Raw genomic sequence first — 12,601 nt, forward strand, 5'->3', positions numbered from 1 at the left:
TGCCGCCCTGGCCGTCGGGTCGCCGTGGCGGCTATTGGCCGGCCACGCAGAAGACGTTGCCCTCGGGGTCGGCGAGCACCACCCAGCGGAAATTCTCGCCGAACCTGTGCCGGCCGACCTCGGTGGCCCCGGCGGCCGTCAGCCGGGCCACCTCGCCATCGACATCGGCGGCACCGAAGTCGAGGTGCACGCGGTTCTTCCCGGGCGTGGGATCGGGCACCTTCTGGAATCCGAGCCGGGGTCCTTGCGACAGACTCACCGCGGTGAACTCGCCGGCGAGCAACTCCTGCGTCGTACCACCGAACTGCTCGGCCCACCACCCGGCCAGCTTCGCGGGATCACTGCAGTCGAAGGTGATCATCTCCACGCTGAGCGTCATACCGCCAGACCTTAGGCCTCACACGGGCTCGGGCGAAAGGAACGGTTGCATCGCGACGAAATTTACGTAACTTTCTGCGCCGCCGATCCGTCCTTGGATACGGGCTGCTAGTGAGCGCCGCTATCGCGACCACCGCGCATCAGGGAGGAATCATGCTTGTCGGCCGAGTCGCCCCATTCCGGGTAGGGCGAACTGACACCACACGATCCCGTATTGATCGACCATCCATGGAAGCCACAAAATGCACACCGCATACCTCGACCTGACGATATTTGCCATAGTCCTCAACGGATTTTCCGGCGTGAGCGCGCTGCTGCACTTCGCACCCATTATTCCGCCCATGCAACGGGCCGGGGTGCCGCTGTCCTGGCTGAGGTTTCCCATCGGAACCCTGAAAACCCTAGGCGCCCTTGGGCTTATCGCCGGCCTGTGGGTTCCTGGAATCGGCATTGCCGCGGCGGCAGGGCTAACCATCTTCTTCATCTGCGCGATGTACACCCATGTACTCGCCAACGATATCTCCGGTCAGTTCGCATTCGCCGGGTTCTTGCTCGCCCTCAACGCCGCAACCTTGGCGCTCATCCTGATCGCCCATCCGGCTGTCATCTAGGCCTCACAAGGGCTCGGGCGAGAGGAACGCTCGCATCGCCGCCGAGTAGGCGGCCAGGTCATGAGCGCCCATCACTTCGCGCGCGGAGTGCATCGCCAGCTGCGCGGCGCCCACGTCGACGGTGGGGATGCCGGTGCGCGCCGAGGCCAACGGCCCGATCGTCGACCCGCAGGGCAGGTCGGCGCGGTGCTCGTAACGCTGCAAGGCGACACCGGCCTGTTGGCAGGCCAGCGCGAACGCCGCGGCCGTGCGGCCGTCGGTGGCGTAGCGCAGGTTGGGGTGCACCTTGAGCACCGGTCCGGCGTTGACCTCGATGAGGTGTCCCGGCTCGTGCCGCTCCGGATAGTTGGGGTGGGTGGCGTGGGCCATGTCGGCCGAGGCCAGCAGCGAATCGGGCAGCCGGCGCAGGAAGTCTTCGCGGGTGCCACCGGCCGCGAGCACGATGCGCTCCAGAACGGTGCCGAGCAAGTCGGACTGGGCGCCGTGGTCGGAGGACGACCCGACCTCCTCGTGGTCGAAAAGCACCAGCACGGGCAGGAAACCCCGCGGCTTCGCCGACAACAGGGCCTCCATCCCCGCGTAGCAGCTGGCCTGGTTGTCCAGGCGGGGAGCGCTGAGCAGGTCGGCGTCGGCACCGATCACGGTCGACGGGGTCAGGTCATGGGTCATCAGGTCGGCGGCCAGCACGCTGGCCGCCGTCACCCCGGCGCGTTCTGCGACGAAGTCGACGAATGACTTCTCTTCCGCGCCGACACCCCACACCGCGTTGACGTGTCGCTGCGGGTCCAGGGTCAGCGATTTGCGGTCCTCGGCCAGGTGGATGGCCAGCTGCGGTATTCGCAGGATCGGGTCGTCGATCCGGACCAGCCGGTGCTCGAGCCCGGCGCCGTCCCGCACCGACAACCGCCCGCTGATGCCCAGGTCGCGGTCCAGCCAGGAGTTCAGCCACGCTCCGCCGTAGGGCTCCAGCCCCACCACGCGCCACCCGACGACCACCCGGTCCGGATGCTGCTTGACCCGCAGGTTCGGGCTGTCGGTGTGTGCGCCGACGATCCGGAACGGACCGTCCGCCCCGTCGGAATTCCAGGCGACCAGCGAGCCGGCCCGGACCAGGAAGTAGCGTCCCGGTTCTTCCGGCCAGCGTTTAGCCTCGCTCAGTTCCGTGTACCCGGCAGCGGTCAGCCGTGCGGCCACCGTGGCGCAGACGTGAAATGGCGACGGAGAAGCGTCGATGAAATCGCAGAGACCTGCGGCGCTTGCCGACATGGACATCATCATGGCTGTCGACGACAACTCGGTTCACGCTAGGTCCGATTGCGCGGCTCTCCCCCCGCGAGCGGGGGGACCCCCACTCGCGCACTTCCTGCGTTCGCCGTCGCCACGCTAGGGTCGCCCATGTGCCCCCCGTCCAGCCGCAGCCGATCCTCGAACCGTTGACGCCTGCGGCGGTCTTCCTGGTAGTGACCATCGACGACGGCGGGGAAGCCACGGTGCATGACGCGCTGCCCGACATTTCGGGGCTGGTGCGCGCAATCGGTTTTCGCGAACCGCCGAAACGGTTATCGGCCATCACCTCGATCGGCTCGCAGGCCTGGGATCGCTTGTTTTCCGGGTCCCGTCCCGCCGAGTTGCACCCATTCGTCGAACTGGTCGGCCCGCGGCACACCGCGCCGGCCACCCCCGGCGATCTGCTGTTCCACATCCGGGCCGAGACCCTGGACGTCTGTTTCGAATTGGCCGACCGCATCCTGAGGTCGATGGCCGGCGCCGTCACCGTCGTCGACGAGGTGCACGGATTCCGTTACTTCGACAACCGCGACCTGTTGGGCTTCGTCGACGGTACCGAAAACCCCGACGGCCCGCTGGCTGTCAGCGCCACCGCCATCGGCGCCGAGGATCTCCAATTCGAGGGCTCCTGCTACGTGCACGTGCAGAAGTATCTGCACGAAATGTCTTCGTGGAACTCGCTGTCGGTCACCGAGCAGGAGTTGGTGATCGGCCGCACGAAGCTGGAGAACCTCGAACTCGATGACGACGAAAAGCCGGCCGACTCCCACATCGCCCTCAACGTGATCACCGACGACGACGGCACCGAGCTGAAGATCGTGCGACACAATATGCCGTTCGGTGAGCTCGGAAAGGGCGAGTACGGCACCTACTTCATCGGCTATTCCCGCACGCCGCGGGTCACCGAACAGATGCTGCGCAACATGTTCCTGGGCGATCCACCCGGCAACACCGACCGCATTCTCGAATTCTCCACGGCGGTCACCGGTGGCCTGTTCTTCTCGCCCACCGTCGACTTTCTCGACGATCCACCGCCACTGCCCGAGGCGGCGGCGGCGGAAACATCTGCCCCACAGGACGGCTCACTTTCGATCGGCAGCCTGAAAGGATCCATTTCATGAACAACCTCTACCGCGAGCTGGCACCGGTCACCGAAGCCGCTTGGAAAGAAATCGAAACGGAGGCGGCCCGGACCTTCAAACGCCATGTCGCCGGGCGCCGCGTGGTCGACGTCAGCGAGCCCGGAGGCCCGGTCACCGCCGCGGTCAGCACCGGCCGCTTGATCGACGTCGCATCCCCCTCCGACGGGGTCGAGGCTCACCTTCGGGCAAGCAAACCCCTTGTGCGGCTACGTGTTCCGTTCACCCTGTCGCGTTACGAGATCGACAACGTCGAGCGTGGCGCCCAGGACTCCGACTGGGACCCGGTCAAGGCGGCCGCCAAGAAGGTGGCGTTCGTGGAGGACCGAGCCATCTTCGAGGGCTACGCCGCCGCATCGATCGAGGGCATCCGGTCCGCCAGCTCGAACAAGCCGCTGAGCTTGCCGGCCGATCCCCGCGAGATCCCGGACGTCATCACACAGGCGATCTCCGAACTGCGGCTGGCTGGCGTCGACGGCCCCTACTCGGTTCTGCTGTCCGCCGACGTCTACACGAAGGTCAGCGAGACCACCGAACACGGCTATCCGATCCTCGAGCACATCGACCGGCTGGTTCCCGGAGACATCATCTGGGCGCCGGCCATCGACGGTGCTTTCGTGTTGACCACCCGCGGCGGCGACTTCGATCTGCAGCTCGGGACCGACGTGTCGATCGGCTACACCGGCCATGATGCGGAGACCGTGCAGCTGTATCTACAGGAGACGCTGACATTCCTGTGCTACACCGCGGAGGCGTCGGTCCCGCTGAGCTCCTAGGAATAAATGCCGTCGGGCGGCTGCTGACGGGGAGACAAGTGAACTTCTCTCCTGGAGGCAGGGTTCGATGGCAGCAACAATGGCCGGCTCCACCGCGTTGGTGACCGGGGCGACGTCCGGGATCGGCCGAGAAATCGCGCTACGACTCGCGGAACGCGGGGTCGAGGTCGTGGTACACGGCCGCAGCGCCGAACGCGGCGCGAAGACAGTCCGTGATATCGAGAACGCCGGCGGTAGGGCGCGTTTCGTCGCGGCGGACCTCAACGATGGCAACGACGTACGCCGGTTGGCCGCCGAGGCGGGACCGGTAGACATATTGATCAACAATGCCGGCATCTACAAATTCGGCGGGACCGCAGACACCGACGACACGACGTTCGACGAGCACGTGAATGTGAACCTGCGCGCCCCTTACATTTTGGTCCAAAAGTTGGTGCCCGGCATGATCGAGCGCGGCAGCGGCTCGGTGGTAAACGTGAGCACCGTTGCGGCCTCGGTGCCGGCGAGCGGCGCGGGCATCTACGGCGCCAGCAAAGCCGGCCTGGAGCTGCTGACGCGCGTCTGGGCGGATGAGTTCGGCGGTTCGGGGGTGCGGGTGAACGCGATCGCCGTCGGGCCAACCGACACGCCAGGCGTCGCGGCCTTGCCCGGCGTGTTGGAGGCGGTGGCGGCCAGCACCGCGCTGGGCCGACCGGCCGAGTCGAGTGAAATCGCCAGCGCGGTCGTCTTCCTCAGCTCCTCCGACGCCAGCTATGTCAACGGTGCCGTGATGCAAGTAAGTGGTGGTCAGCGCGCAATTGCCGCCTAAAGCAACGGTTTTCGTTACAGGTCGAGCACGACAGCGGTCTCTGGAGCCGCCGAACAGATGAGCACGGTTCCCTGTTCGGGCGGCTCCAGTGGTTGCTGGACGTAGGTGGTGTTGCCGGCGACAACCCCAGTGACGCACACCTGACAGACGCCGCTTCGGCAAGAGAATCGTGTTGGCACGTCGCAGGCTTCGGCCAACTCGAGGATGCTTCCGTATCGCGGTGACCAGGGGACGGTCAGGCCGCTACGCGCGAATGTGATCGCTGGACCCGTTCCCGGCTCTCCCTCCGGGAAATGCGGTGGTGTACGAGGGGTGCTATCGACGATGCCCGGATTGATCGGCGGTAGGGCACCGAAGACTTCGGTGTGGATAAGCGCGGGATTGACGCCCGCCGCGGTAAGCGCCTCACGCATGTCACTCATGAACAGGGTTGGACCGCAAAGGTATACCGTCGCGTCGGCCGGAATGCCCAGTGCCGCGATGGCCGTCCGGTCCAAGCGTCCCTGTTTCTCCGTGTAAAAGACCGATTCGTGCGCATGCGGCAACGTGCCGATCAAGCTTGTGACTTCGGCGGCGAAGGCTTGCGTTTCACGACTGCGGTCGGTGTGCAGCCACCAGACGTCGCGGGAGCTGTCGGCCGCCGAAAGCGCATGCAGCATGGCCAAGACGGGCGTGATGCCGATTCCAGCCGACAGCAATAACACTGGGCCCTCGCCCTTTGCGAGATAGAACTCGCCACGTGGGGCGGCAGCCTCGACGACCGAGCCCGGTTCGATGTGCTCGTGCAGCCACGGGCTCACCAGGCCATGGCCTTCGCGTTTGACGCTGATGCGGTAGTAACCCGCGGCGGGATCGCCTGAGAGGGAGTAACTGCGCAGCGGCGCCGGCGTGCCCGCCCCGGGGATTCGCACTGTCAGGTATTGCCCGGGGAGCGGCGGTGGAAGCGCTGTATGGTCGTCGGCCTCTAGATGGATGGACATCACCTGCGGGCTTTCCCGGCGTATTGCGGTGACACGTAAGGGGCGAAAGCCATCCCACGCCGGTTGCGCTCCCGCGATATCTGCTGCGGGTCTCTGCTGCGCTTGCAACATGTCTCGGAACGACTGCTGCCAGCCGGGGCTCAGTGCGGGGATGTCGACGGCCTTGCCGAGTTGGTCGAGGTCTCGATGGGGCAGATACAACAGGGCGTCGACGTCGGCGACGCTCAGCTCGTGGCGACCGCGGCTGGTACGTACGATGTCGTCACCGGCGCGTACCTTCCCCTCGGTGATCACCCGAAAATAAAACCCCGGGCGTCGTTGGGACACAAGCAGATTCGGCATCCTCGGTTCTTTCAGGCGCAGACCGACGCGGAAGCAGGTGACACGCGGCTGAGTGACTTCGAACTCGGCTTCACCGATCCGGTAGCGATCACCAATGCACACATCGTCGTCGGGCAGGCCGGTGATCGTGAAGTTCTCCCCGAAGTGGCCGGGCACGAGGTCGTCTCGACCCAGGTATTTCTTCCAGAAGTCGTATGACTCGATCTGATACACCATGACGGCACGCTGCTCACCGCCGTGGCCGCCGAGATCACCTTGTCCGTCGCCATCGATGTTCAGGCGGCGCACCATGACTGGCCCTTCGACTGGCATTTTCCAGATCCCCGTGTAAACGGTCTTGTCCCGCCACTGCACGGTTTGGGGCATGCCGACGTTTACTGAAATCAGCGTGCCCACCGTGTCACCTCCGAGCTGGATAAATGGGATGACCGGCCCAGACTATGCCGCCCCGGCTTCGAGGGCAACATGAGGCGGGACTGTTGCGCGGGGCTGTTCTGGTGCATAATGGGTTGGACAACCCAAAAATATCATTGGCAAGTTTCGCACAACGCCGTGTGGCGTTGAGGCTGATTCTCAGGAGGACGCCATGGCGGCTGTCCATCATCGATACGCAACCGTCGACGGTCACCGGCTCTTCTTCCGCGAAGCGGGCGACCCGGACACTCCTGCGCTGGTGTTGTTGCACGGGTTTCCGACCAGCTCCTACATGTTCCGGCATCTGCTTCCGGCGCTAGCCGACCGTTACCACGTCATCGCGCCCGATCACCTGGGCTTCGGGCTTTCCGACGCGCCTTCCGTGCAGGAGTTCGACTACACCTTCGACGCACTGACCGACCTCACCGCCGGGTTGCTGCGCGCGCTGGACGTTGCCCGGTATGCGATGTACGTCCAGGACTACGGCGCACCGATCGGCTGGCGGCTCGCGCTACGCGACCCGTCGGCGATCACCGCCGTCATCACTCAGAACGGCAACGGATACGACGCGGGATTCGTCGACAGCTTCTGGAAGACCGTGCGGGCTTATCAATGCGAACAAACCCCTGACACTGAGGCCGCGGTCCGGCAGTTCCTTACGCTGGATGCCACCCGATGGCAATACGTCACCGGCGTTCCCGATGAGACCCTCGTCGATCCCGAATGCTGGCACCACGACTACGCGCTCATATCGCGACCGGGCAACGACCTGGTGCAGCTGAAATTGTTGCGGGACTACGCAACCAATGCGCCGCTCTACCCGCAGCTGCACGAATACTTTCGCGCCAGCCAGGTACCGCTGCTGGCGGTGTGGGGCCGCGGCGACGAGATCTTCGGCCCGGCCGGTGCCACGGCTTTCGCGGATGACCTCCCCAATGCCGAGATCCGATTGCTCGACGGCGGGCACTTCCTGCTGGAGCCCGCACTGGACGAGGTAACCGAGCTGATCCGCGGCTTCCTCGCCGAGGTTGACATGGCCGCCTGATCGGACCCGCCGGTACCGCCGGCGTCAATGGGTTGGATATCCCATAGTTCGGAGTGCCCGCGGGTTAGCCTGACGCGATGGCCCATCCCGATGTTCAGGACGAACAACGGTTGACCGCCAAGGGGCGCGCCACCAGGGATCGCATCGTCGAGGCGGCCGCCCAGCTGATCGTCACCGAGGGCCTGTCCGCGTCAAATATGGAAAACGTCCGCCGGGCGGCATCGGTCAGCGGTTCCCAGCTCGCCCATTATTTCGCCGACAAAGCCGCCCTGATTCGCGCGGTGATCAGGCGCCAGATCGGCGTGGTTCTCGACTTCCACCGGCAGCCCAAACTCGGAGGTCTCGCGTCATTCGCCGACTTCGAGCGGTGGATCGACCTCAACATGCGATACCTCAGGCGCATCGGATTTTTCGGCACCCCCACCTACCACGCCCTCGCCGCCCAACTGGCGAAGTCCGACGACCCGACGCGTGAAACCCTGGCGGCCGGCTATTGGCAGTGGATCGACCTGCTCGAGGCGGCGATCCAGCGGATGAAAGATGAGGGCGTCTTGGTCGCGAACGCCGAGCCCCGACGGTTGGCGATGGTCATCGTCGCCGCCCACCAGGGTGGTGGCACCCTGGCCTTCACCTACCGGGCGGAATGGCCGCATGCCGACGCCGTTCGTTTCGCGGTCAACTACCTGCGCACCTTCGCCACCGATCCGGCCGAGAGGCTCTCCAGACCTGCGCGGCGTCCCCGGAGGCGCGGCGAGGACCGCCACGTGAAGGACGACCGCCCAGCACGATTCACCCATAAGGGACTGGCGACTCGCGCGCGAATCGTTGACGTAGCCGCGCGGCTCATGTTTGAGCGCGGCGTCGCCAACACCAGCATCGAGCAGGTACGGCACGCGGCAGGGGTCGGCGGCTCACAGATCGCGCACTACTTCCGGGACAAACGCGACCTGACGCGTGAGGTCGTCGCCACGCGCCGCGACGACGTGCGGAGCTTCCACACCCAGCCACCGCTGGGCGCCCTTGACAGCGTCGTCGCCCTGCAGGCATGGGCCGACGCCTGCGTCGCCGACATCGACGCCGTGTACCGGGTCGGCGGTTGCGTATACGGCTCGCTAGCGGGTGAGCTGATCGACGCCGACGACCAAATACACGACGATCTCTCCGGGGGATACGACCAGTGGATCGAGCTGTTCGAAACGGGCCTTAAGGCGATGCGCCGCCGCGGCGATCTGCGCCCCGACGCCGATCCGCGGCACCTGGCGGTGTCGCTGGTTGTCGCGCACCAGGGCGGCGCGATGCTGACGTACGTCACCGGGGATGCGGAACCGCTGCGGGCGGCCGTAAACGCCGCCGTGGACTACGTTCGCTCGTTCGCGACGCAGACGCGCAAGAGCCGAGCCACTTCAGCGCGGCGACTCCGCACAGCCGGACCCGAGTAAGGTCACCGGCTCAGCTGGACATACTGGGTTGGCCAGCCCATAATAATTGGGTTGGCTGGCCCAATATAGTCGGCGGAAGGTCGTCGGTTCCGCCGGGCACGTCGATATCCGAATGCCCACTCAGTTTCTGGGAGGAGCCGCAATGTCCACCACCGGAGCATTTGAGCTACCCACCGCGCCCGCCGTAGTGCGCGAGCAGCGAGGCGGCGAAAACATGCGCGCAATCATCCTGAAGGGGTTCGGCGGCCTGGACAGCCTGGTCTACGCCGACATTCCCAAGCCGCTACCCAGGGACGGCGAAGTGGTGATCGAAGTCAAGGCCTTCGGCATCAATCACGCCGAGCTGCACATGCGTCGGGGCGAATGGGCCGAAGCCGCGGAGGTCAGCGGCATCGAATGCGTCGGCGTCGTCGACTCCTGTCCGGGCCGCGAGTTCCCCGTGGGGGCCAAGGTGGCGGCATTGATGGGCGGCCTGGGCCGAACCATCAATGGCAGCTACGCGCAGTACACACGTGTGCGTGCGGCGAACGTCGCCCTCATCGAATCCGATTTACCCTGGCCGCAGCTGGCCGCGCTGCCCGAAACCTACGCGGTCGCTTGGACATGCCTTTTCCGCAACCTCGACCTGAAGGCGGGACAGACGCTGGTCCTGCGCGGCGCGACCTCATCGCTCGGGCAGGCCGCACTCAAGCTGGCCGTCGGCGCCGGCGCGCGCGTCATTGCCACCGCGCGAAGCCGCGGCCGGTTTCCCATGCTGGAGGAGCTGGGCGCGTCGCGCGTCGTATTGGAAAGGCGCGACCTGGCCGACCATCTCCCCGAGGCCAAGCAGATCGATGCTGTCCTGGACTTGGTCGGCAACAGCACTATCCTGGACTCCCTCGACATGCTGCGCCGCGGCGGAACGGCTTGCCTGGCCGGATGGCTGGGCGGACTCGACCCCGTCGGGGATTTCAACCCGCTGTTGCGCATGGCGAGCGGCGTCAACTGGAACTTCTTCGGCAGCTTCGTCTTTGGGACCCCGGGCTTCCCGCTGTCGGACGTCCCCCTGCAAGATATCGCGCGGCAAGTCGCAGAGGGCATGCTGGAGGCCAGGCCGTCTCGCGTCTTCACTTTCGACGAGATTCGCGAGGCGCATCGCGTGATGGAAGCCGGAGATGCCGGCGGCAAGATGGTAGTGGTGATGAGGTGAGCGAAGACCGCTGCGGATCTAACCCGAAACGGCGATGATTCGTTCACACGCGATCGGGTACTTAGACCCAACGCGCCCACAGTGAAGAAGGTTGAGCCGTAGCCATGCCCGCACCGTCCGTCCTGGTTTTCGACGTCAACGAGACCTTGGTCGACATTGATTCGCTCGCACCGCTTTTCGCTGAATTGTTCGGGGACGAGCGGGTCCTTCGCGAGTGGTTCGCCCAGCTCGTCATGTATTCGATGTCCGCGACCCTTGCGGCCAGCTACGTGGACTTCTCTACGCTCGCCCAGGGCGTGCTGCGCATGGTGGGCGGCATCCACCACGTCGAGGTCTCCGACGATGACGCTGGTCGCCTCAAGTCCGGCTTGCTCACCATGCCGGCGCACCCGGATGCGTGGGAGGGGCTCGCGATGTTGCGTGACGACGGTTTTCGGCTCGTCACCCTGACTAATTCGCCGCCCAACCCGGACGGGCCGACGGCGCTGCAAAGTTCGGGACTGGCCCAATTCTTCGAACAACAATTGAGCGTCGATGCCTGCCGCGCCTTCAAACCGGCGCCCACGGTGTACCGGTACGTGTGCGACGCGCTCGAGGTGGCACCGGCCGACTGCATGATGGTCGCCGCGCACGCGTGGGACACCCTCGGGGCCCAGAACGCCGGCTTCAGCGCCGCGCTCATCACGCGCCCCGGCAATCCACCGCTGCCCGTCGGCGGGCTGCCGCAGCCGAACATCATGGCGCGTGACGTGCGCGAGTTCGCGGAGAAACTGGTCCACGGCCGACGCCATAATTGACCCATGGCCACCGCAGACGGATTCCATCCCGATTTCAACGAGACAACAGCGGAGCTCACCCACAACCGGGTGCACCACATCAAGGCGTCGGACATCAGCGCCGACACAGCGCAATCGGAGGGACTGCGTCGCTTCGCCGCACTCAACGGCACGTCGGTCGGCGCCGAGAAGCTCTGGATGGGCGAGACACACGCGTCACCCTCGGCCGTTTCGTCCAACCACCATCACGGCGAGTCGGAGACCGCCATCTACGTGCGCAGCGGCCATCCAGAATTCGTCTTTCACGACGGCACCCAAGAAATGCGCATCTCGACCTCACCCGGCGACTACGTCTTCATCCCGCCGTACCTGCCGCACCGCGAGGAAAACCCCGACCCGACCACGCCGGCGGAGGTGGTCATCGCGCGCAGCACCCAGGAGGCGGTCGTGGTGAACCTGCCGGCGTTGTATCCCCTTCGGTGAACGGCGATTTCGACGAGGCTCTCGTCGGGGCCGCGACGGTAGTGCGACGGCCTTTACCCCTCGGTGCACCGGACGTTTTAATACGTCTTATGACCACTCGGTCGCTCGACCTGGAATCCGCCGATCTGCGGATTCGGCGCGGCAGCGTGCCGGCGAGCACCCAGCTCGCCGAAGCGCTCAAGGCCGCGATCATCAAGCAGCGCCTGCCCCGAGGCGGGCGGCTGCCCAGCGAGCGGGAGCTGATCGATCGATCCGGTTTGAGCCGGGTGACCGTGCGCGCGGCGGTCGGGCTGCTCGAGCGGCAGGGCTGGCTGGTTCGACGCCAGGGCCTGGGCACCTTCGTGACCAACCCGGTGAGACAAGAGTTGGGCTCCGGCGTCCGCACGATCACCGAGGTCCTGGCGAATTCCGGCATCACTCCGCGGGTCGACGTCCTCTCCCACCGCGTGCAGGAGCCGCCCCAACGAATCGGCGAAACGCTGGGGTTGTCCAAAGCACTTTGCATCCACCGCCGTTTCCGCGACGCCGACGTACCCCTGGCCCTGATGATCGCCTACCTACCGCCCGGACTGGGAAAGGCCGTCGAGCCGCTGCTGGCGAGCGTGTCGGAGACGCAGCCCGCGCGGGCGATGGAGAGCACCTACACGATGTGGGAGCGGCGACTGGGCATCCCGGTAGCCAGAGCCAGTTATGAGATACACGCGGCCGGGGCCTCCGTCGAGGTCGCCGGCGCGTTGAATCTGCCGTTGGGCTCTCCCGTGCTTGTGCTCGAACGCATCAGTTACGGCAAAGACGACAAGCCCCTCGAGGTCGTCGAGTTCCACTACCGCCCCGAGCGATACCGGTTTTCGGTGACGCTGCCGAGGACCATGCCCGGTCCCGGCGCCGGGATCGTCGAGCGGCGTCTGAACGACTGACCTCGCCGCCCGGCCGA

The 12,601-nt window shown here is 65.7% G+C and carries 13 protein-coding genes; 10 read left to right on the forward strand and 3 right to left on the reverse strand.

Going from position 1 to position 12,601, the window contains the following annotated elements; genetic code table 11:
- Positions 1-31 precede the first annotated feature (31 nt).
- A complete protein-coding gene (locus tag KXD96_RS00230) occupies positions 32-379 on the reverse strand; it encodes a VOC family protein (protein ID WP_260742185.1) in 348 nt (115 codons plus the stop codon).
- 241 nt (positions 380-620) lie between these two features.
- Here KXD96_RS00230 and KXD96_RS00235 point away from each other — a divergent pair, with 241 nt between their 5' ends.
- Positions 621-989 (forward strand): DoxX family protein, encoded by a 369-nt coding sequence (locus tag KXD96_RS00235; protein ID WP_260742186.1) that lies wholly within the window; start codon positions 621-623, stop codon positions 987-989.
- A 3-nt stretch (positions 990-992) separates the two neighbouring features.
- On the opposite strand, the gene KXD96_RS00240 is transcribed toward KXD96_RS00235, so the two are convergent.
- A complete protein-coding gene (locus tag KXD96_RS00240; RefSeq protein WP_260742187.1) occupies positions 993-2,255 on the reverse strand; it encodes a M18 family aminopeptidase in 1,263 nt (420 codons plus the stop codon).
- Between the two features lie 131 nt (positions 2,256-2,386).
- Between KXD96_RS00240 and KXD96_RS00245 the strand changes: the two genes are divergently transcribed.
- The 3 genes from KXD96_RS00245 to KXD96_RS00255 all read left to right on the forward strand — a co-directional run bounded on the left by KXD96_RS00245 (position 2,387) and on the right by KXD96_RS00255 (position 4,999).
- The gene (locus tag KXD96_RS00245) at positions 2,387-3,397 is read left to right on the forward strand and encodes a Dyp-type peroxidase (protein WP_260742190.1); all 1,011 of its coding nucleotides are present in this window, start codon (positions 2,387-2,389) and stop codon (positions 3,395-3,397) included.
- Complete coding sequence (locus KXD96_RS00250; RefSeq protein ID WP_260742191.1) at positions 3,394-4,191, forward strand: family 1 encapsulin nanocompartment shell protein; 798 nt, start codon at positions 3,394-3,396, stop codon at positions 4,189-4,191. Before KXD96_RS00245 ends, KXD96_RS00250 begins: the two co-directional genes overlap by 4 nt.
- A 67-nt stretch (positions 4,192-4,258) precedes the next feature.
- Entirely contained in the window at positions 4,259-4,999 is a 741-nt protein-coding gene (locus KXD96_RS00255; RefSeq protein ID WP_260742192.1) for an SDR family NAD(P)-dependent oxidoreductase, read from the forward strand.
- A 14-nt stretch (positions 5,000-5,013) separates the two neighbouring features.
- Here KXD96_RS00255 and KXD96_RS00260 read toward each other — a convergent pair whose 3' ends face one another.
- Complete coding sequence (locus tag KXD96_RS00260; RefSeq protein ID WP_260742193.1) at positions 5,014-6,717, reverse strand: MOSC and FAD-binding oxidoreductase domain-containing protein; 1,704 nt, start codon at positions 6,715-6,717, stop codon at positions 5,014-5,016.
- A gap of 190 nt (positions 6,718-6,907) precedes the next feature.
- On the opposite strand from KXD96_RS00260, the gene KXD96_RS00265 reads away from it, so the two are divergent.
- The 6 genes from KXD96_RS00265 to KXD96_RS00290 all read left to right on the forward strand — a co-directional run bounded on the left by KXD96_RS00265 (position 6,908) and on the right by KXD96_RS00290 (position 12,584).
- A complete protein-coding gene (locus KXD96_RS00265) occupies positions 6,908-7,780 on the forward strand; it encodes an alpha/beta fold hydrolase (protein WP_260742194.1) in 873 nt (290 codons plus the stop codon).
- 77 nt (positions 7,781-7,857) lie between these two features.
- Positions 7,858-9,219, forward strand: a complete 1,362-nt coding sequence (locus KXD96_RS00270) for a TetR/AcrR family transcriptional regulator (RefSeq protein WP_260742195.1) — start codon at positions 7,858-7,860, stop codon at positions 9,217-9,219.
- 142 nt (positions 9,220-9,361) lie between these two features.
- Complete coding sequence (locus KXD96_RS00275; protein ID WP_260742196.1) at positions 9,362-10,408, forward strand: zinc-binding dehydrogenase; 1,047 nt, start codon at positions 9,362-9,364, stop codon at positions 10,406-10,408.
- 104 nt (positions 10,409-10,512) lie between these two features.
- Positions 10,513-11,205, forward strand: coding sequence for a haloacid dehalogenase type II (locus KXD96_RS00280; RefSeq protein WP_260742198.1), 693 nt, complete (start codon positions 10,513-10,515; stop codon positions 11,203-11,205).
- A 3-nt stretch (positions 11,206-11,208) separates the two neighbouring features.
- On the forward strand, positions 11,209-11,667 hold the full coding sequence (locus KXD96_RS00285) for a cupin domain-containing protein (RefSeq protein WP_260742199.1): 459 nt from the start codon (positions 11,209-11,211) through the stop codon (positions 11,665-11,667).
- 89 nt (positions 11,668-11,756) lie between these two features.
- Complete coding sequence (locus KXD96_RS00290; protein WP_260742200.1) at positions 11,757-12,584, forward strand: GntR family transcriptional regulator; 828 nt, start codon at positions 11,757-11,759, stop codon at positions 12,582-12,584.
- Positions 12,585-12,601: the final 17 nt, after the last annotated feature.

Origin of the sequence: Mycobacterium sp. SMC-2 (genome assembly GCF_025263485.1) — a bacterium.
In the GTDB taxonomy this organism is placed as follows: Bacteria; Actinomycetota; Actinomycetes; order Mycobacteriales; family Mycobacteriaceae; genus Mycobacterium.